This is a genomic window from Curtobacterium sp. BH-2-1-1, assembly GCF_001806325.1.
Classification (GTDB): domain Bacteria; phylum Actinomycetota; class Actinomycetes; order Actinomycetales; family Microbacteriaceae; genus Curtobacterium.
Map to the genome: position 1 here is coordinate 3,509,848 of NZ_CP017580.1, position 18,135 is coordinate 3,527,982.

Annotated in this window: 19 protein-coding genes; 10 read left to right on the forward strand and 9 right to left on the reverse strand. The window is 71.7% G+C overall.

Features of this window, described 5'->3' with window-relative positions; translation table 11 throughout:
- Positions 1–34 precede the first annotated feature (34 nt).
- The gene (locus BJK06_RS16605) at positions 35–487 is read right to left on the reverse strand and encodes a SufE family protein (RefSeq protein WP_070418815.1); all 453 of its coding nucleotides are present in this window, start codon (positions 485–487) and stop codon (positions 35–37) included.
- On the reverse strand, positions 484–1,389 hold the full coding sequence (locus BJK06_RS16610) for a sulfurtransferase (RefSeq protein WP_070418816.1): 906 nt from the start codon (positions 1,387–1,389) through the stop codon (positions 484–486). The genes BJK06_RS16605 and BJK06_RS16610 overlap by 4 nt, the downstream gene beginning before the upstream one ends.
- Before the next feature lie 113 nt (positions 1,390–1,502).
- On the opposite strand from BJK06_RS16610, the gene zapE reads away from it, so the two are divergent.
- The 3 genes from zapE to BJK06_RS16625 all read left to right on the forward strand — a co-directional run bounded on the left by zapE (position 1,503) and on the right by BJK06_RS16625 (position 5,064).
- Complete coding sequence (gene zapE, locus BJK06_RS16615) at positions 1,503–2,546, forward strand: cell division protein ZapE (RefSeq protein ID WP_070418817.1); 1,044 nt, start codon at positions 1,503–1,505, stop codon at positions 2,544–2,546.
- Positions 2,547–2,818: 272 nt separating this feature from the next.
- Positions 2,819–4,093: an ammonium transporter gene (locus tag BJK06_RS16620; RefSeq protein ID WP_070418818.1), complete on the forward strand. Its 1,275-nt coding sequence runs from the start codon at positions 2,819–2,821 to the stop codon at positions 4,091–4,093.
- A gap of 314 nt (positions 4,094–4,407) precedes the next feature.
- On the forward strand, positions 4,408–5,064 hold the full coding sequence (locus BJK06_RS16625; protein ID WP_070418819.1) for a tyrosine-protein phosphatase: 657 nt from the start codon (positions 4,408–4,410) through the stop codon (positions 5,062–5,064).
- Positions 5,065–5,191: 127 nt separating this feature from the next.
- On the opposite strand, the gene BJK06_RS16630 is transcribed toward BJK06_RS16625, so the two are convergent.
- The gene (locus BJK06_RS16630; protein WP_070418820.1) at positions 5,192–6,163 is read right to left on the reverse strand and encodes an aldo/keto reductase; all 972 of its coding nucleotides are present in this window, start codon (positions 6,161–6,163) and stop codon (positions 5,192–5,194) included.
- A 120-nt stretch (positions 6,164–6,283) separates the two neighbouring features.
- On the opposite strand from BJK06_RS16630, the gene BJK06_RS16635 reads away from it, so the two are divergent.
- Positions 6,284–7,252, forward strand: coding sequence for a beta-ketoacyl-ACP synthase 3 (locus BJK06_RS16635; protein WP_083295336.1), 969 nt, complete (start codon positions 6,284–6,286; stop codon positions 7,250–7,252).
- A 171-nt stretch (positions 7,253–7,423) separates the two neighbouring features.
- On the opposite strand, the gene BJK06_RS16640 is transcribed toward BJK06_RS16635, so the two are convergent.
- Positions 7,424–8,344: a hypothetical protein gene (locus BJK06_RS16640; protein ID WP_181015108.1), complete on the reverse strand. Its 921-nt coding sequence runs from the start codon at positions 8,342–8,344 to the stop codon at positions 7,424–7,426.
- 39 nt (positions 8,345–8,383) lie between these two features.
- Here BJK06_RS16640 and BJK06_RS16645 point away from each other — a divergent pair, with 39 nt between their 5' ends.
- The gene (locus tag BJK06_RS16645; RefSeq protein ID WP_070418822.1) at positions 8,384–9,025 is read left to right on the forward strand and encodes a hypothetical protein; all 642 of its coding nucleotides are present in this window, start codon (positions 8,384–8,386) and stop codon (positions 9,023–9,025) included.
- Here the strand turns inward: BJK06_RS16645 and BJK06_RS16650 are convergent.
- From BJK06_RS16650 to BJK06_RS16670, 5 genes are all read right to left on the reverse strand, one after another.
- Positions 9,012–9,935 (reverse strand): hypothetical protein, encoded by a 924-nt coding sequence (locus tag BJK06_RS16650; protein WP_070418823.1) that lies wholly within the window; start codon positions 9,933–9,935, stop codon positions 9,012–9,014. The genes BJK06_RS16645 and BJK06_RS16650 overlap by 14 nt on opposite strands.
- A gap of 265 nt (positions 9,936–10,200) precedes the next feature.
- Positions 10,201–10,575, reverse strand: a complete 375-nt coding sequence (gene fliW, locus BJK06_RS16655) for a flagellar assembly protein FliW (RefSeq protein ID WP_070418824.1) — start codon at positions 10,573–10,575, stop codon at positions 10,201–10,203.
- Positions 10,572–11,453 carry a flagellar hook-associated protein FlgL gene (gene flgL, locus BJK06_RS16660; RefSeq protein WP_070418825.1) on the reverse strand — a complete coding sequence of 294 codons (882 nt, stop codon included), beginning with the start codon at positions 11,451–11,453 and terminating at the stop codon, positions 10,572–10,574. The genes fliW and flgL overlap by 4 nt, the downstream gene beginning before the upstream one ends.
- A gap of 2 nt (positions 11,454–11,455) precedes the next feature.
- Positions 11,456–12,877, reverse strand: coding sequence for a flagellar hook-associated protein FlgK (flgK, locus tag BJK06_RS16665; protein ID WP_070418826.1), 1,422 nt, complete (start codon positions 12,875–12,877; stop codon positions 11,456–11,458).
- A 4-nt stretch (positions 12,878–12,881) separates the two neighbouring features.
- Complete coding sequence (locus BJK06_RS16670) at positions 12,882–13,367, reverse strand: flagellar protein FlgN (RefSeq protein WP_070419569.1); 486 nt, start codon at positions 13,365–13,367, stop codon at positions 12,882–12,884.
- A 395-nt stretch (positions 13,368–13,762) separates the two neighbouring features.
- Between BJK06_RS16670 and BJK06_RS16675 the strand changes: the two genes are divergently transcribed.
- The 5 genes from BJK06_RS16675 (at position 13,763) to BJK06_RS16695 (ending at position 17,833) form a co-directional block, all read left to right on the forward strand.
- Positions 13,763–14,614, forward strand: coding sequence for a sigma-70 family RNA polymerase sigma factor (locus tag BJK06_RS16675; RefSeq protein WP_229086786.1), 852 nt, complete (start codon positions 13,763–13,765; stop codon positions 14,612–14,614).
- Between the two features lie 129 nt (positions 14,615–14,743).
- Complete coding sequence (locus BJK06_RS16680; protein ID WP_070418828.1) at positions 14,744–15,583, forward strand: flagellin; 840 nt, start codon at positions 14,744–14,746, stop codon at positions 15,581–15,583.
- 90 nt (positions 15,584–15,673) lie between these two features.
- A complete protein-coding gene (gene fliD / locus BJK06_RS16685; RefSeq protein WP_070418829.1) occupies positions 15,674–17,071 on the forward strand; it encodes a flagellar filament capping protein FliD in 1,398 nt (465 codons plus the stop codon).
- An 11-nt stretch (positions 17,072–17,082) separates the two neighbouring features.
- Positions 17,083–17,559, forward strand: coding sequence for a flagellar export chaperone FliS (fliS, locus tag BJK06_RS16690; protein WP_083295338.1), 477 nt, complete (start codon positions 17,083–17,085; stop codon positions 17,557–17,559).
- On the forward strand, positions 17,549–17,833 hold the full coding sequence (locus BJK06_RS16695) for a hypothetical protein (protein WP_070418830.1): 285 nt from the start codon (positions 17,549–17,551) through the stop codon (positions 17,831–17,833). Before fliS ends, BJK06_RS16695 begins: the two co-directional genes overlap by 11 nt.
- Positions 17,834–18,135 lie beyond the last annotated feature (302 nt).

An 18,135-nucleotide genomic window follows, 5' to 3' on the forward strand; every position in this document is an offset into this window, starting at 1 on the left:
TGGCACCGCGCCTCCCGTCAGTGTGTGGTGACGTCTACGAGACCGCGGCCTGCGCCTGCACCTGCCGCTGCACCCGGCCCAGCATCCCGACCATGCCGCGGATCCGCAGCGGGCTGACCGCCTCGCTCAGCCCGATCGTCAGCGGGTAGTCAGCCGGCACGGCGAGCACCTGCTCGGCGGTCAGGCCGGACAGCCCCTGCGCGAGGATCGACGCGAAGCCCCGCGTGGTCGGTGCCTCGCGCGGCGCCGTGGCGTGCATCCGGACGATGCCGGGCGCGTCGCCGTCCGCACCCACGGTGACCGTGATGAAGACGGGGGACTGGCACTCCTCGACGCGCTCGAGCTCGTCCTCGTGCCCCTGCAGGCGCTCGGGAAGCGCCGGGAGCTCGTTCGAGAACTCGAGGAGCAGCTGCAGGCGGTCCTGCTGGGAGACTTCGAGGAAGTCGTCGCGGATCTCGGCGAGGGACTGGGGGAGTGCGTCGGTCATCGGTCGGTGATCGTACCCGGTTCGGTGCCGACGGTGATCGGGACGCGGACCGCGCTGCCCCACTCGGTCCACGAGCCGTCGTAGTTGCGGACGTTCTCGTACCCGAGCAGGTGCTGCAGGACGAACCAGGTGTGGCTCGACCGCTCGCCGATGCGGCAGTAGGCGATGACCTCGTCCGCGTCGCCGATCCCGGCGCCGTCGCGGTAGATCGCGTCGAGCTCCTCGCGGGTCTTGAAGGTGCCGTCCGGTGCCGCGGCGGTGGCCCACGGGATGTTCACGGCGGTGGGGACGTGGCCGGCGCGGAGGGCGCCCTCCTCCGGGTAGTCCGGCGCGGTGGTGCGGTCGCCGGCGTACTCCGGGGCGCTGCGGACGTCGATCAGCGGCTTGCCGAGGTGGGCGAGCACGTCGTCCTTGTACGCGCGGATCTCGGTGTCGATCCGGTCGACGACGGGGTACTCGACCGGCGTGACCACGGTCTGGTCGGTGGTGAGCGCGCGGTCCTCGGCGATCCACTTCGCTCGGCCGCCGTCGAGGAGACGGACGTCCTCGTGGCCGAACAGCGAGAAGACCCAGAGGGCGTAGGCGGCCCACCAGTTGTTCTTGTCGCCGTAGATCACCACGGTGGTCTCGCGGCCGATGCCCTTGCTGCCGAGCAGTTCGGCGAAGGCCTCGCCGTCGATGTAGTCGCGGAGCACCGGGTCGTTGAGGTCGGTGTGCCAGTCGATCTTCACGGCACCGGGGACGTGGCCCGTCTCGTAGAGCAGGACGTCCTCGTCGGACTCGACGACGACCAGGTCCGGGGTGCCGGCGTCCAGGTGCTCCTGCAGCCACTCGGTGGAGACGAGCCGCTCCGGGTGGGCGTAGGCGGTGAACTTCTCGGACGTGTCGACCGGTGCGGTCATGGTGGGCTACCTCCAGGTGGTCATCCGGCACCGGACTAGGATCGGTCGTCGGTGCCTGTGGGCAACGGTACGCGGGCGTGCCGTGCTCCTGACGCAACGTGACACCCCACGACATGCTTCCCGAAGGACTGCCCCGATTGTCAGCGAACACCGCGCCTGAACACCTCGTCGACCGCGACCCGCAGGTGACCCCGCAGCAGATGGCTGCGTCGCTGGTCCCGCCGCCCCAGTTCGCCGATGCGTCGTTCGCCTCCTACCGGCCCGACGCGGAGTACCCGTCGCAGGCGGCGGTCCGCGACGCGGTCGCGGCCTTCGTCGCCGCCGGTCCCGCCGACCAGCCTCGCCGGGGGCTGTTCGGTCGCCGGAAGCCCGCGGCGGAGTCGACCGTGAAGTCCGGCGTCTACCTCGACGGCGGGTTCGGCGTCGGGAAGACCCACCTGCTCGCCGCCGCCTACCACGCCGCGACCGGTCGGAAGACGTTCGGCACCTTCATCGAGTACACGGCGCTCGTCGGGGCCCTCGGGTTCCAGGGCACCGTCGACTTGCTGCGCGGGACGGCGCTGGTGTGCATCGACGAGTTCGAGCTCGACGACCCCGGTGACACGATGGTGATGACGCGCCTCATCAAGGAGCTCACCGAGACGGGCACCCGGTTCGCCGCCACCTCGAACACGCCGCCGGGCGCGCTCGGCGAGGGGCGCTTCGCGGCCCAGGACTTCCTGCGCGAGATCCAGGCGATGTCCGACCGGTTCGACACCATGCGCATCGACGGGCTCGACTTCCGCCGGCGTGCGGTCGACGAGTCGGCAGGCGTGGTGGCCGACGTCGCCGCGGGACTCCCCGGCGGACGCGTCACGCTCGACGACTTCCGGGCGGTGGTCGGGCACCTCGCGTCCGTGCACCCGTCGAAGTACGTCGCGATGGTCGAGGACCTCGACGCCGTCGGCCTCACCGACGTGCAGCCCTTCACCGACCAGACCGATGCACTCCGGTGGGTCGCGCTGGTGGACCGGCTCTACGACGCGCAGGTCCGGATCGTGGCCTCGGGCACCCCGCTCGACCAGGTGTACCCCGAGTCGATGCTCGACGGCGGGTACCGCAAGAAGTACCTGCGTGCGGCGAGCCGCGTCGTGGCGCTGACCCGCGCCGTGGACTGAGCCGCCTGCCGGTCGAGACCGGGCGCTGCCCCGCTGCGCCGCGCCTCCAGGCCCCGTTCCGCGACGGCTGTCGGACACCGTCCGGACGGACCGGGAGAACTCGTGGCCCCCGTCCAGGGGACTGCCCGGGGGACGAAACACGACGTTTACACACCGGGCCGTCGCGTTACATCCGCGAAACACTTCGTGCTCCCTCGTGAAACCTCGCCTCGCCAGACTCGGTGACACCCGACGCGGACCAAGAGCCGCTGGTGCAATCGAGAGGTGAACAGATGCTTGATCAGGGCAACACGACGTTCGTGTTGGTCATGGCGGCGCTGGTGTTGTTCATGACACCCGGCCTGGCCTTCTTCTACGGCGGTCTGGTGAAGGCCAAGTCCGTCATCAGCATGATGATGATGTCCTTCGGGGCGATCGCGCTCGTGAGCGTCCTCTGGGTCGTCTACGGCTACGCCATCGCCTTCGCGAACCACGGTGACGGCACGGCGGTGTCCGGTGTCGTCGGCTTCTTCAGCATCGACTGGAACCAGATCGGCCTCGGGCAGGCGTTCGAGGAGGCCAAGGCCTCGACGATCAACGCCGCGTACCCCTCGATGGCGTTCGTCGGCTTCCAGGCGACCTTCGCGATCATCACGGTTGCGCTCATCTCCGGTGCGATCGCCGACCGTGCCAAGTTCGGCGCGTGGATGGTCTTCGCCGGCGTCTGGGTCACGGTCGTCTACTTCCCGGTCGCCTCGTGGGTCTTCAACCTCACGTCCGGCTGGGCGGCGACCTGGGGCGTCATCGACTTCGCCGGTGGCACCGCGGTCCACATCAACGCCGGTGCCGCGGGTCTCGCGCTGGCGATCGTCCTCGGCAAGCGCGTCGGCTTCGCCAAGGGCGCGCACAAGCCGCACAACCCGCCCTTCGTGCTCCTCGGTGCCGCGATCCTGTGGTTCGGCTGGTTCGGCTTCAACGCCGGTTCCGAGGGTGCCGCGGACGGCATCGCCGCGATCGCCTGGGTCAACACCCTCGCCGCCCCGGCCGCCGCGATCCTCGGTTGGCTGCTCGTCGAGAAGCTCAAGGACGGCAAGGCCACCTCGATCGGTGCCGCGTCGGGCGCCGTCACCGGCCTCGTCGCCATCACCCCGGCGTGCGCCGCGCTCACCCCGGGCTGGGGCATCCTGCTCGGCTTCCTCGCGGGCATCATCTGCTGCTTCGCGATCGACTGGAAGTACCGTCTCGGCTTCGACGACTCGCTCGACGTCGTCGGCGTGCACCTGGTCGGCGGCATCGTCGGCACGCTGTACCTCGGCTTCTTCGCCAACGACACCGGCCTGATCTACTCGGGCTCGTTCACGCAGCTCGGCAAGCAGGCCGCCGCTGCCGGCGTGGTCGGTCTCTACTCGTTCATCCTCGCCTTCGTCATCGGCTGGATCATCGAGAAGACGATGGGCTTCCGTGTGAAGACCGAGGACGAGGTCGCCGGCATCGACACCGCGGTCCACGGCGAAGAGGGCTACGTCCTCTACGAGGAGCGCGACGAGACCCCGGTCTCCGTCCGGTAGTTCGCTGCCACACCGTCACGACGGGCCCCGCGCACACAGCAGCGCGGGGCCCGTCGTCGTGTGCGGGGCGCGGGGCGCGGCGCGCGCGGCGCGCGGCGGGCGCGTGGCGCGCGCCGGTGGTGCGGGGCGGGTTCGCACAACGGAAGTCACCCAGAACCGCGCGATCGCGTGGTTCGGGGTGACTTTGGTTGTGCGGCGCGGCAGGCGCCCGGCCGGCGGGGCTCGCGGCGCGGCAGGCGCCCGGGCACGCGGCACGACGGCGAGCGCGCGGCCGGCGGACGCGCCCGGCGCCCCGCGTCCGGCAGAGTGGAACCATGACGACGACGTCGAACACGCTCACGAACCTCCGCGAGGTCGGGGGACCCGGCCTCCAGCACGGCCGCCGGCGCACGGTGTACCGGGCGAACACCGACCCGGTCGCTCCCGCCGCGTACCCGGCGGCCCTCGCCGCCGTGGTCGACCTGCGCCGCGTGGACGAGACGGACGCGGTACCGCACCCGCTCGCCGCCACGCCCGCCTACCGCTCCGTGCCGCTCTTCGACCCGGCCTCGGCGATCGAGTCCGCCGCCGAGGCCGTCCACCTCGAGGATCAGTACACCGACTGGCTCGATCGGCACCGCTCCGGCATCGCCGCGGCACTGCGGACGATCGCCACCGCGGACGGCGACGTGCTCGTCTGCTGCGCCGCCGGCAAGGACCGGACAGGTATCGTGAGCGCGCTGCTCGCCCGGCACTGGGGTGCCGATGTCGAAGCCGTCGGTGCGGACTACGCGGCCAGCGCAGCCGGGCTCGTCGAGCGGTTCGCCGCCGAGCGCGCCGCCAGCACGGACCCCGTGGCGACGGCGATCGGCCACCGCTGCGTGCCGGAGATCATGACGACGGTCATCGAGCGCGTCGAGCGGCGGTGGGGCTCGGTGGACGGGTACCTCCGCAGCATCGGGCTGCGGGACGACGAGATCGCCGCGCTCTGACCGGTGGCTGCGCGCGCGACGCGGGTCCGGCTCTGGACGTGCGGACGGACGGGAGGCGCGGTGCGGGTCGGACCCGCACCGCGCCTCCCGTCATGGGTCGCGTCAGCGACGTGGTGGCGTCAGCGCGTCACCAGGCGTAGTCCTCCGGCGAGGTCTTGTGCCCCGGGAAGATCTCGTCGAGCCGGTCGAGCGCACGCTGGTCGAGGCGGATGTCGACGGCGCGGACCGCGGACTCCCACTGCTCCATGGTGCGCGGGCCGGTGATCGGTGCCGTGACGCCGGGCTGGTGCAGGAGCCACGACAGGGCGAGCTCGCCCGGGGTGTGCCCGAGCTCCTTCGCGAACGACTCGTAGGCGGTGAGCTGGTCGCGGTGGCCCTCGACGTACTCGGCACTGCGGCCCGAGAGGCGTCGCGAGCCGTTCTCGGTCTTCTCGATGACGCCACCGAGGAGGCCGCCCTGCAGCGGCGACCACGGGATCACGCCGAGGCCGTACTCACGGGCGGCCGGGAGGGCCTCGCGCTCGATGTCGCGCACGACGAGGTTGTAGATCGACTGCTCGCTGACGAGGCCGAGGGTGTTCCGGCGCGCGGCGGCCTCCTGGGCCTGGGCGATGTGCCACCCGGCGAAGTTCGACGAGCCGACGTAGAGCACCTTGCCCTGCTGCACGGAGACGTCGATCGCCTGCCAGATCTCGTCCCACGGGGTCGCGCGGTCGACGTGGTGGAACTGGTAGAGGTCGATGTGGTCCGTCTGGAGGCGCTGCAGGCTCGCGTCGAGGGCCTGGCGGATGTTGTACGCGCTGAGCTTCCCGCCGTTCGGCCAGTCGATCATGTCGCCGTAGACCTTCGTCGCGAGGACGGTCTTCTCACGCCGCCCGCCCCCCTCGGCGAACCAGCGGCCGATGATCTCCTCGGTGGCGCCCTTGCCCACCGAGCCGCCGTAGCCGTTGGCGGTGTCGAAGAAGTTGACGCCGAGCTCGTGGGCCCGGTCCATGATGGCGTGCGAGTCGTCCTCGCTGGTCTCGGGGCCGAAGTTCATGGTCCCGAGCACGGCTCGTGAGACCGACAACCCTGTGCGGCCGAGGTGTGTGTAGTCCATGGTCCAGGTCTACGCGGTCCCGGTCTCCGCAGGCAGGCCCTGTGGGTACCCGCCTCGGAGGGTGCGCTCCATGCCGCGCCGGGCATGAGCGGGTCGGGCAGGGGAGTAGCGTGCGGTCTCGTGAACACCCCAGCACTCCGTGGCAGCCGGATCCTCGGGTTCGGCCACCACCAGCCCGCACGCGTCCTGACCAACGACGAGCTCTCGACCATGGTCGACACGAACGACGAGTGGATCCGCACGAGGACCGGGATCGAGACCCGGCACATCGCCGGACCGTCGGACACCGTGACCTCCATGGCGATCGAGGCAGCGCGGAACGCCCTCGCCGACGCCGGCATCGCGCCCTCCGACGTCGGACTGGTCATCGTCGCGTCCACCACCCACCGCGACCGGGCGCCCTACACCGCCGGCCGGGTCGCCGCGGCGCTCGGCCTGTCGCCCGCCGCCGCACCCATCGACATCAACACCGCCTGCAGCGGCTTCGAGTACGGCGTCGCGCTGGCCGACCAGGCGATCCGGGTCGGGTCGACGGACATCGCGGTCGTCGTCGGCTCGGAGGTGCTGTCCGGCATCGTCGACTGGACCGACCGATCCACGTGCGTGCTCGTCGGGGATGGCGCCGGCGCCGCCGTGCTCGGCGTGTCCGACGAGGCCCAGATCGGCCCGGTGTCGTGGGGGAGCGTGCCGCACCTCGAGGAGGCCGTGCTCGTCTCCGGCGACCCCGAGCGCTTCAGCCAGGAGGGTCGCTCCATCTACCGCTGGGCCATCACCGAGGCCGCCGACCACGCCCGGGCAGCCGTCGCCGCTGCGGGGCTCACGATGGACGACATCGGGGTGTTCGCGTTCCACCAGGCGAACCTGCGGATCATCGAGCCGCTCGTGCACGCCCTCGGCGGGGAGTCGAAGTTCGTGGTGCGGGACGTCGTCGAGTCGGGGAACACGTCGGCGGCGAGCGTGCCGCTCGGGCTGTCGAAGGCGTGGGCCCGGGGGGACCTCCCCGAGGGGGTGCCGGCGCTGCTCTTCGGGTTCGGCGGTGGGTTCGCGCACGCTGGGCAGGTGGTGACGACGCCGGTGCGGGGGCGCTGAGGCGGGCCCGCGTCGGGACGGACGGGAGGCGCGGTGCCGGCTGGCACCGCGCCTCCCGTCCGTCTGTCGGTTGCGTCCGGCCGGTCGGCGGTTGCGTCCGATCGCTGGTTTGCGTCCGGCTGGTGGTTCGCGTCCGGTCGGTGGTTTGCGTCCGGCCGGTGGGTGCGACCGTCAGTCGCCGGTGCGGTCCGGGGTGTCGGCCCAGAGGTCCTCGCGGCCCTTCCGACGACCGATCGCCCGCCGTTCCTTCGGCGCCTTGGCCTGCTTGGGCTTCTTCGGCGCCTTCGAGTCCTTCGTCGACTTCGGTTCCTTCGCCGACTTCGGTTCCAGCACGATCGGGAACTGCGCCGGGGGCAGCCCGAACCCCGTCCGCGAGGCCTGGATCACCTTCCGCCCGAGCGCGTGGTTCCCGAGGCCACCGACCGCCGCGCCGATCCCGAACGGGAGGGCCCGACCGACGATCGTCGTGCCCTGCCGTGCGGCGAAGCGCTTGATGAACTGGTCGCGCACCTGTCCGCCGATGCCGTTCACGACCTGCTTCGGGAGGGACGACGTCACCATCTCGCCCCAGAACGCGGTGCGGACCTGTCCACCGGCGATCTGGCCCGCGAGCTGGTTGATGAGCTGGGTGCCCGGCGAACCGAGGATCATCGCCATCACGAGCATGCGTGCGCGCTCGGGGTCGTCGAGCGCGATGCCGTGCACCTCGGTCACGGACTGCGCGAACAGAGCCGTGGTCTCGAGGAAGCCGACGGTCTCGGCGCCGCTCAACCCGAGGGCCGCCGCCATGCCGACGCCCGGGATCACCGCGCTCGCGCCGACGGCTGCACCGCCCGTGGTCACCGCCGCGAGGTACTGCCGCTCGAGGATCTGGATGATCTCGGCCGGGGTCGAGTCGGGGTGCCGACGGCGGAGTGCCCGCACGTGGGCCACCACGACGGGGCGTTGCACGCTCAGCACCCGGTCGAGCATCTTCACCCAGCCGGCCGGCTGGGTCTGCTCGGGGGTGCGCGCGTTCGGGTCGGTGGGGGTGGAGGCCACAGGCGCTGCCAGCAAGGGCACGATCGCCTGGTCCTTCTGCTCTCGGGCCATGGGGACGACGGTACGCCGGACGCATGGGAGGCTCGTCGGATGACCCCTGCACACGCACTCGATGCAGCACGGCGCGCTGCCGGATTCCTGACGCCGGACGAGGTCGCGGCACTGGCGCCGGACGTGCTGGTCCTGGACCCGGCGTCCGTGCTGGTCGGTCGCTCGGTGGTCATCGAGCCGGGCGTCGTGGTGTACCCGGGTGCCGTCCTCGAGAGCCGGGGGACCGGGGCGGTCGTCGTCCGCGCGCGGGCGCGGTTGGGGCCGGGGCCGGTGACGGTCCTCGCGGACGGGGCGCGCGTCGAGATCGGTCGGGCGGAGCTCGGGCCAGGTCCGGTCACGGTCGTCGCGGTCGGTGCGGCCTCGTCCGGTTCCGGGAGTGCCGACGTGGAGATCGGCGCGGGTGCGAGGCTGTCCGGTGGCTGTCTCGTCGAGGGACCGGTGACGATCGGCCCCGGTGCGCAGGTGATCGGGACGGTCTCCGTCCGTGACGTCGTCCTCGGCGCCGGAGCCGACCGCCACGACCCGGACCCGGACCGGCGCGGCGCGGTGGTCAAAGGTACGGGGCGGGTCCACGGCGTCCGACTCGGAGCGGGTGACGTGGTCGTCGGCCGTGCCACGGTCTCCGGTGTCGAGCGCCAGCGGGCCCACCACCCGGACGCTCCGCGGTTCACCGGCACGTGATCCCCGCCCGTCGGAGCTTCGCCCGGACCCGCTCGGGATCCATCAGGTCCGCCCAGGTCAGCCGGACGACGGCGCGGACCTCGGGGAAGGACCGCACGAAGTCCTCGCGCTGCTTCTCCTGCCAGTGGGCGTCGGCGGTGGTGGAGCCGCCCAGCATCGCCGGGTCTTCGTACTTCCCCCGGCCGTCCACCTCGACGACCACGCCGGCCTCGGGGAACCAGAAGTCGACGATCGCCGTGCGTTCCCCGGGCCGTCGGAACGTGTGCTGCTGTACGGGCTGCGGGACGCCGAGCTGCCGGAACCGGACCCGGCACACCGACTCCGCCGGCGACCCCGACAGCCCCGACCCCATCCCGATCGCGACCCCCGCCTTCGTCCGCCCCTTGCGCAGCGAACCCGCCTCGCGCTCGAGCTCCGTCGTGGTCGCGAGGCCGCGGCCGAGCACGTGGTCGACGACGGGGAGCGAGTGGATCAGCGGTCGTGACGCTGCCAGGTCAACCGCCGTCCGGGCCGCATCGGTCGCGGCGATCTCGTTCGCCCGGGTGCGACCCGACGGCGGTCGGTGTTCGGAACCGTGTCGGACGAACCACGTCGTGACGCGGGTGTTCGGGGAGGTCGGATCGCACACGTGCACCTTCGGTGGCCACGGCCCCACGAACGGCAGTCCGAGCACGGCGCACGCGGACTCGTGCGAGACCAGGTCGCTCGGGCGTGCGCGGTGGATCGAGGCCCGCACGAGCACGTGGTGCCGATGCTCGGGCAGGAGATCGTCCAGCGCACCCCGCTGCACGAGCACGCCGGGCCGGATCCGGACTAGCTGCCCACGGACGACGGCTCGTTCGAGGTGCCGCCGTTCCGCGCTCGGGAGCCCGGTCGTGCGGATGATCTCGATGTCGTCTGCTCTGCTCACCGCCCCAGGGTCGCGCCCGCGTCGGCCCCGGGCGTCCGTGCCGCCGGATCCGTGGACACCTCCGGTCATCAAGCAGCTTGTGGAGGACCGAGGGTGATCCGTGCGTGTACATCGACCGACAAGACACTCGTCGATCGTCGGGCGTGATGTCGCTTCATGCACGTGCATCTCATGCGTGTGCAGGTTCCGACGAAGCACGCGTCGATCGACTCGCGCGATGTCGAAACACGCGCGGAACCCGGGGCGCGGCCGCCGCCGCCAGCGCTCAGCGCGCGGCGAGCTCCGCGCGCAGCGGCAGGTCCTGCTCCTCGAGGATGAGCTGCGCCCCGACCGACGTCCGGGCGTTCACGACGATCGGCGCGAGCAGGTTCACCGTGGTCCCGCCGTCGGCGCCGCCCGGGTTCGCGACGACGAGCAGCATCGCGTCCTCTGGTGCGGTCAGCCCGAGCCCGGCCGCCTGCTCGTCCGTGAGCTCCGGCGCGTACGACGGCAGGTGCACCGCGGCGTCGAGCACGAACAAGCGCGCGTCGTCGCCCACGAGCGTGAAGAGCCCGTCGGCGCCGTCCACGGGCGTCAGCGTGAAGACGGGGGCGGGCGCCAGGCCGAACGGGGGGACGGCGAAGGTCAGGTCGATGCTCATCGGAGGTAGTCCATCAGGGTCGGCTGCAGGACCTTCGCGGTGACGGCGAGGGCTGCCTGGTAGTTGGTCTGCTGCACCTGCAGGTCGAGGACGGCCTTCGCGAGGTCCTTGTCCTCGATGCCGGCGCGCCGGTTCTCGAGCGACACGGTCGCGCTCTTCAGGGAGTCCTGCGCGGAGAGGGCCGCGGCGTGCCGGACGCCCACGTCGGCCTGGATGCCGCGGACGGTGCTGATCGCGGCGTCGACGTCGTTGATGCGGGGGTTCACGTTCACGCCGTTCTGCAGGTCGCCGACGATCGAGTCGATCATGGCGAAGACGGACGAGTTCCCCGAGCCGAACACCGCGGTGCCGGCGGTGTCGACCCGCACGGTGGTGCCGTCGCCGATCCGTCGGGTGACGTCGGTACCGGAGGACGCCCACCCGGTCGCCGGGTCGTACGCTGTGGCGGCGGTGGACGATCCAGCGAACACCGATCGCGTGCCGTAGGTCGTGTTCGCCCGGGACTCGAGCTCGGACTTGAGGGACTGGAACTGCGTGATGAACGCGTCGCGGTCGGTGTCGCTCATGGTGCCGCTGTTCGCCGCCTGCACGGTGAGGTCCCGCACGTTGTTGAGCACGGAGTACACGCTCGACAGGGCGCTGTCGGTCGTGGCGAGCCAGCCGGCCGCGTCGTTCGCGTTGCGGGTGTACTGCGCGGCGGCCGCCTGCTCCTTGCGCACCTGCATCGACGAGGCGGTCCCGACGGGGTCGTCGGACGGTCGCTGGATGTTCTTCAGCGTCGTCGCCTGGTCGGTGAGCTGCGCGAGCTTCGCGGCGCCGGCCTGCAGCCTGGCGCTCGCGGCCGTCATCGACATCTGGGTGGTCACACGGGTGATCACGGTCAGCCCCTCCCGACGAGTCCGACGCGGTTGATGATGGTGTCGAGCATCTCGTCGACGGCGGTCAGGACCCGCGCGGCGCCCTGGTACGCGTGCTGGTAGCTCAGCAGGTTGACGTTCTCCTCGTCGAGGTCCACACCGGCACTCGACTGCTGCTGCGTGCGCGCGTTGGTCAGCGCGAGTCCGGTGAGCGTCGATTCCGACGCGGCGGACCTGGAGGCGCTGCCCACCCCCGCCACGAACGTCGCCCAGGAGCGGTCGGCACCGTCGGAGGCCGCGCCGAGTCGCGAGAGCGCGTCGGTGAACGAGTCGTCGAGTTCCCCCGCCGCGTTCCGCGTCGCCAGGCCGCTGCCGTCGGTCGGGACGACGGCGAGGCCCTGGGCGGCCGGGACGCCGGCCGCGAGGGAGAAGAACGGGGTCCCGGTGGCACCGGTCGGTGTGGTCCCCGTGGCGTGCACGGCGTTGACCGCGCCGGCGAGCTTCGTCGAGACCTGGTCGTACGACGCGGACGCCTCGGCGAGTGCTCCGCCGGTGCCGTTCGCCGTCGCGGGGGCGAGCAGTGAGAGGTTCCCGCCGATCGAGCCGCCGGACAGGGCGACCGCGCCGGCCGTGCCCGAGGTCCAGGTGAGGGTGACCGCGGCACCGTCGGCCATGCGCTGCCCGCCGCCGAGCGCCACGGAGCGGGCATCGGTGCCCTGCACGATGGCGTTGCCGCCGATGAGGACGTCGACGGTGCCGTCGGTGTTCTGCCGGACGGTGCCGCCGGCCAGCGAGGCGATCTGCTGGGTCAGCTGGTCGCGCTGGTCCAGCAGCTCGTTCGCGTTCCCGCCGGACGCCAGCGCGGTGCGGATCCGACCGTTCAGGTCGGCGACCTGCGACGCGGCGTCGTTGAGCTGCTGCACCTGGCCGTCGACGGTGCCGCGGACGCTCGTCCACTGTGCGTCGACCGCCTTCGAGCCGCTGGCGAGTGCGCTGGCGACGGTCTTCGCGGCGCCGATGACGGCGCTGGCGGCACCGGGGTCGTCCGGGTGGCTGGAGAGCTCGCTCCACGAGGACCAGAACGCGTCGAGCTTGCTGGCGAGCCCGTCGTCACCGGGTTCGTTCAGCCCGTTCTCGAGCGCGGCGAGTGCGGTGGCGCGGGCGTCGGCGTAGGCCGAGGAGCCGGAGGCCACCCGCACGCCGGCGTCGAGCGTGAGGGACGCCAGGCGGGCGATGCCGTCGACGGACACGCCCTGGCCCGCGAGCGCTGCGGTCCCGCGCATGAACCCGGTCTGGGCGGCGGGGATCGAGGACTGCGAGACGCGCTGGCGGGTGTACCCGGCGGTTCCGGCGTTGGCGATGTTCTGCCCGGTGACGTCGATGCCGGCGCGGGCCGCGGCGAGGCCGGAGTAGGCGGTGGCGAGGGAGCCGAAGGTGCTGACCACGGTGCTACAGGGTCCCCTCGAAGAGTCGTGCGCCGTCCGTGCCCGTACCCGAGGTACCACTGGCGTCGTAGGTGGCGGCACCCGTGACGGACCCGGCGAGCGTCTCCTCGGTCGCCTGCGCGGCAGCTCGGAGGAAGCGGTCGTTCTCGTCGCGGAGCGCCCCGATCTGCGTGGTGAGCTCCACCATCGCGGTGAGGTGGGCGGCGAGGATCTCGCCCCAGGGGCCGTTCGGCGCAGCGGCGACGACCTCGCGCAGGGGTGCGTCGGCGGCGACGCCCCACTCCTCGGCGACCTCGGCGCTCGACGCGGCGCGCTCGAGACCGGTGCTGCGGAGGCGCTCGAGGACCTGCTCGACCTCGCGGCTGGCGTGCGAGACCCAGCGGGAGCGACCGGCCGCGAGGAGCAGCTGTTCCTCCTCGAGCTTGAAGGTGAGCAGCTCGAGCAGTTCGCGTTCGCGCCAGAGCACGGCGGACAGTTCGTTCACGCTCATCAGCTCCTCCCGGTGGGGTGTGTCGGTCATCCTGCGGACACCGGGACCTATCGGGTCGCGGGTGCCGGGCGTAAGCACCGACCGGGCGAGTGCGCCTGCCGGACACCATCCGCGCCTCCAGGGAATCACCCACATCGGGGGACAAGAACGCGCGTTCCCAGGCCGGGGTCCCCCCAAATGCCGACCGGGAAAATGCCCCCTCACCCCCGCTTTGGGGACGGTTGTGCACCCACTCAGGGCTTTGCCAGCCGATACATTCGAAGCGCACCGCGGGGGACACCCCGCACCGCGTCGCAGGGACGCACGGTGCACCACCCGGAGGGACCCGGGTGGGTCTTCGGCGTACGCACCGGCCATCCGAGGCCGGCGTCTGCCGCGCCCACGGACGGGTCAGCATGTCAGGCGACCAGGGGATCAGCATGGACCGGAACGACCGCAACGCGATGATCGTGGAGCACCTCCCGCTCGTGGGCTACATCGTCGCCGACGTGCGGGCGCGTGCCACGCACCTCGACCGTGACGACCTCGCCGCCGTCGGGTCGCTGGCCCTCGTCGCCGCGGCCGAGGCCTTCGACCCCGACCTCGGCGTCCCCTTCGGCGCGTACGCCCGCACCCGCATCACCGGCGCGATCGCCGACGACATGCGCTCCGCCGACTGGGCGTCCCGCGGCACCCGGAAGCGGATCCGCGAGACCCTCGCCACGCAGGAGGCGCTGTCGGCCCGGCTCGGGCGGAGCGTCGGCGTGCAGGAGATCGCGGACGCGATGGGCGTCGACCGCCAGACCGCCGCCGACGCCATGAGCGACGCGGCCCGGACCGTCTCGCCGATCGACGAGACCGTGCACGACACCCTCGCCGCGGACCTGCCGCTGCCGGGTGAGGACCTGCTCGAGGCCGAGAAGCGCCGCTACCTCCGTGCCGCCGTCGAGGCGCTGCCGGAGCGGATGCGCTTCGTGGTCGAGAACGTGTACTTCGGCGACCGGTCGGTGACCGAGGTCGCCGCCGAGCTCGGGATCACCCACTCCGCCGTGTCGCAGCAGCGCTCCGAGGCGATGCGCCTGCTCCGCGACGGACTCGCCGCGCACTACGGGGACGACGGCGTCACCGTGGAGCCGGCCTCGAAGACCACCGCCGCGCGCCGCAGTGCGTACCTGGCACGGGTCGCCGCGAACGCCGCAGCCGGCGTGGCGCGTGCCGTGCAGGACGCCACGACGGTCACGACCGCACCCGTCGTCGCGGTGAGCTAGCCCTCGGCGGTCTCGTCGCACGACGAAGTCCGCCGATTCCCTAACGGCTCCGGCCAACCGGTCGAGAGTCACCCCTGTCAGCCCACGGACGGGCAGACGTACGACCCAGATTTCACGGAGGAAACCACCATGGGTATGTCCATCAACACCAACCTCTCGGCACTCAACACGTACCGGAACCTGAACTCGACGCAGAACGACCTGTCGAAGTCCCTCGAGAAGCTCTCGTCGGGTCTCCGCATCAACCGCGCTGCCGACGACGCGGCCGGTCTGTCGATCTCCGAGGGGCTGAAGTCCCAGGTCGGTGGCCTCACGGTCGCCGCCCGCAACGCACAGGACGGCATCTCCGTCGTGCAGACCGCTGAAGGTGGCCTCACCGAGACCCACTCGATCCTCCAGCGCATGCGCGACCTCGCCGTGCAGGCCGGCAACGACTCGAACAACGCGGACTCCCGCACGGCGATCTCCACCGAGGTCACCGAGCTGTCCAAGGAGCTCACCCGCATCTCCCAGTCGACCAACTTCAACGGCATCAACCTGCTCGACGGCTCCGCCGGCACCGCAGGCGTCCTGAAGTTCCAGGTCGGCGCCAACGGCGACGCGGCGAGCCAGATCGACGTCGACCTGTCGGGCGCGAACGTCTCGACCGTGGCGACCGCCGTCACCGGTCTCGACTTCACGACCGCCACCGGTGCGCAGACCGCGATCACCACGATCGACGCGCAGATCAAGAGCGTGTCGACGGCACGTTCGAACATCGGTGCCATCCAGAACCGCTTCGACCACGCCATCAACGTGACGAACGTGGCCAAGGAGAACCTCACCGCTGCCGGTTCGCGCATCACCGACGTCGACATGGCGGAGGAGATGGTCAAGTACACGCGCGACAACATCCTCAGCCAGGCCGGCACCTCGATGCTCGCGCAGGCGAACCAGAGCACGCAGGGTGTGCTCTCGCTCCTGCGCTAGCAGCGCTGACGCCGCCGTCCGGGATCGTTCAGGTACCCCGGGCGGCGGCGTCACCCGCACCCTTTCCCCTCGTAGCGGCAGGAGCCATCGATGTCGTCCGTGTCATCGGCGAGCAGTCTCGCGATCGACGGTCTCGTCAGCGGTCTCAAGACCACCGACCTCATCAACTCGCTGATGAGCGTCGAGGGGGTCCCGCAGACGCTCCTCAAGAACAAGCTCACCAGCACCAACTCGTTCATCTCGTCACTGCAGACGATCAACGGGCTCGTGCAGACCCTCGCGACGAAGGCGAAGGACGCGGCGAAGGCGACCTCGCTCGACCTCTTCACGGCCACGAGTTCGTCGCCGGGCGTCACCGCGGTCACCGGGGCGAACGCCAGCGCCGGGTCGCTGAGCTTCACGGTCGGGTCCACCGCGTCGGCCCAGGTCGGCGTCACCGCGGCGATGGCGACGTGGTCCTCCGCAGCCGAGTCGATCACGCTCGTCGGCGCCGACGGCACGAAGACGACCGTCACACCGGCCTCCGGGTCCCTCGACGACACCGTGTCCGCGATCAACAAGTCGGGCGCCGGTGTCACGGCGACGCGGGTCGCTGCCGGGACCGACGCCGACGGCACGAAGCTCTACCGCCTGCAGCTCACCTCGGCGAAGACCGGGGCAGCCGGAGCGTTCGAGGTGTACCGCGGCACGGCCGACGAGGTCACCGCCGGCACCGCGACGAACGTCCTCACCCAGGTCGGTGCCGCGGTCGTCACGCAGGCGAAGGACGCCAGCGTGACCCTGTGGGCCGGTACCGCGGCGGCGCAGACGGTGACGAGCACGACGAACACGTTCACCGACCTCGTCCCCGGGGTCAGCGTCACGGTGACGCAGCCCACGACCGACCCGGTGACGCTGACCATCGCGCAGGACACCACGAAGGCGCAGACCGTCGCGTCCGGCCTCGTCGACGCGATGAACGCCGTGGCCGCGTACTACAGCTCGAACACCGCCGTCACGAGCACGACCAGCCCGACGACCGGCACCACCACGACGACGGCCGGCGTGCTCTCGGGCGACGGCACCACGCGTGACGTCGTCCAGCGGCTCGCGAGCACGATGTCGGCGCCGGTGGGCGGGAAGTCCCCGTCGTCGATCGGGATCTCGATCACGAAGGACGGCGACTTCACCTTCGACGCCGACGTCTTCCAGAAGGCCCTCGCGACCGATCCGGAGGGCACGCAGGCGATGCTCTCGGGCGTCGCGGCGAACGTCGGCGCCGCTGCCACCTCGGCCTCCGACAAGTACGACGGGTCCATCACCACCGCGATCACCGGACAGCAGGCCGTCGCGAAGGACCTCAACACCCAGATCGACAGCTGGACCGACCGGCTCACCTCGCGTCGCGCAGCGTTGCAGACGATGTACGCGAGCCTCGAGACCAGCCTCAGCAAGCTCCAGTCCCAGTCCAGCTGGCTCGCGAGCCAGCTGGCGTCGACGACGAGCTGACAGGAACACCGATGAACGCCTTCGACCTCCAGTCCGCCGCCTTCCGACAGGCCGCGCAGCCCCGCACCGTCACGGACCAGCGCCGTGCCCAGTACACGAACGAAGCCGTGCTCTCGGCGACGCCGGCGCAGCTCGTCACGATGCTCTACGACCGGCTGCTCCTCGACCTGCACCGCGCCGAGGCCGCACAGACGACCGCCGACTGGGACGCGGCCCGCGAGCAGCTCCTGCACGCGCAGGCCATCGTCGGCGAGCTGTCCTCGACGCTGAAGATCGACGTGTGGGACGGCGGCGAGGGACTGCTGGCGATCTACAACTACGCGTCGACGTCGCTCATCACCGCGAACGTGCACCGTGACGTCCAGGCCACCCGCGACTGCATCCGGATCCTCGAGCCGCTGCGGCAGTCGTGGCACGAGGCCGCCGCGTCGATCCCGGCGGCGACCGCGGTGCAGCACCCGACCGGCGGGGCACTCGGTGTCGCCTGACGCGGAACGCCGTGCCGCGTGGGAGGCCGTGCTCGAGGCGCTCGAAGCCGACCTGACGGCGGGCGGCGACGTGCGGTGGTCCGAGCCGACCGGGCTGGGGCCGGTGCCGCGTGAGCTGGTGGGGCGTGCCTCCCGGCTGCTCGCCGCGCAGCGGGACCGGATCGCTGCGCTCGAGGGGGACCGTCGGGCGACGCGCGACCACCTCGGGGCGCTCCGGGCGGTGGACGCGACGCGGGAGCCGCGCGGTTCGGTGTACCTCGACGCTTCCGCCTGACGCGGGGCCCGGGCGGGCGCGGGCGGCGGCCGCGCGGATGCGTGTGCATCGTGCGACGAAGCACGTGTCGATCGACCGGCGGAACGTCGGAGCATGCACACGCACCGGATGCGTGTGCATCGTGCGACGAAGCACGCGTCGATCGACTGGCGGAATGTCGGAACATGCACACGTGAGCGCGCCCCGCCCCCCGTTCGGGGCGACCCCTAACGCGCCCCACAGCCCGGCCGACAGCGCCCCCTGAGCACGGATCGCTCACCAGTTCGGCCACGGATCGGCCACCGCCATCAGGCGACGTCAAC

Coding starts and splice junctions, on each gene's coding strand:
- BJK06_RS16605 (WP_070418815.1), bottom strand. CDS start 487: ATGACCGACGCACTCCCCCAGTCCCTCGCCGAGATCCGCGACGACTTC.
- BJK06_RS16610 (WP_070418816.1), bottom strand. CDS start 1,389: ATGACCGCACCGGTCGACACGTCCGAGAAGTTCACCGCCTACGCCCAC.
- zapE (WP_070418817.1), top strand. CDS start 1,503: ATGCTTCCCGAAGGACTGCCCCGATTGTCAGCGAACACCGCGCCTGAA.
- BJK06_RS16620 (WP_070418818.1), top strand. CDS start 2,819: ATGCTTGATCAGGGCAACACGACGTTCGTGTTGGTCATGGCGGCGCTG.
- BJK06_RS16625 (WP_070418819.1), top strand. CDS start 4,408: ATGACGACGACGTCGAACACGCTCACGAACCTCCGCGAGGTCGGGGGA.
- BJK06_RS16630 (WP_070418820.1), bottom strand. CDS start 6,163: ATGGACTACACACACCTCGGCCGCACAGGGTTGTCGGTCTCACGAGCC.
- BJK06_RS16640 (WP_181015108.1), bottom strand. CDS start 8,344: ATGGCCCGAGAGCAGAAGGACCAGGCGATCGTGCCCTTGCTGGCAGCG.
- BJK06_RS16645 (WP_070418822.1), top strand. CDS start 8,384: ATGACCCCTGCACACGCACTCGATGCAGCACGGCGCGCTGCCGGATTC.
- fliW (WP_070418824.1), bottom strand. CDS start 10,575: ATGAGCATCGACCTGACCTTCGCCGTCCCCCCGTTCGGCCTGGCGCCC.
- BJK06_RS16670 (WP_070419569.1), bottom strand. CDS start 13,367: ATGAGCGTGAACGAACTGTCCGCCGTGCTCTGGCGCGAACGCGAACTG.
- BJK06_RS16675 (WP_229086786.1), top strand. CDS start 13,763: ATGTCAGGCGACCAGGGGATCAGCATGGACCGGAACGACCGCAACGCG.
- BJK06_RS16680 (WP_070418828.1), top strand. CDS start 14,744: ATGGGTATGTCCATCAACACCAACCTCTCGGCACTCAACACGTACCGG.
- fliD (WP_070418829.1), top strand. CDS start 15,674: ATGTCGTCCGTGTCATCGGCGAGCAGTCTCGCGATCGACGGTCTCGTC.
- fliS (WP_083295338.1), top strand. CDS start 17,083: ATGAACGCCTTCGACCTCCAGTCCGCCGCCTTCCGACAGGCCGCGCAG.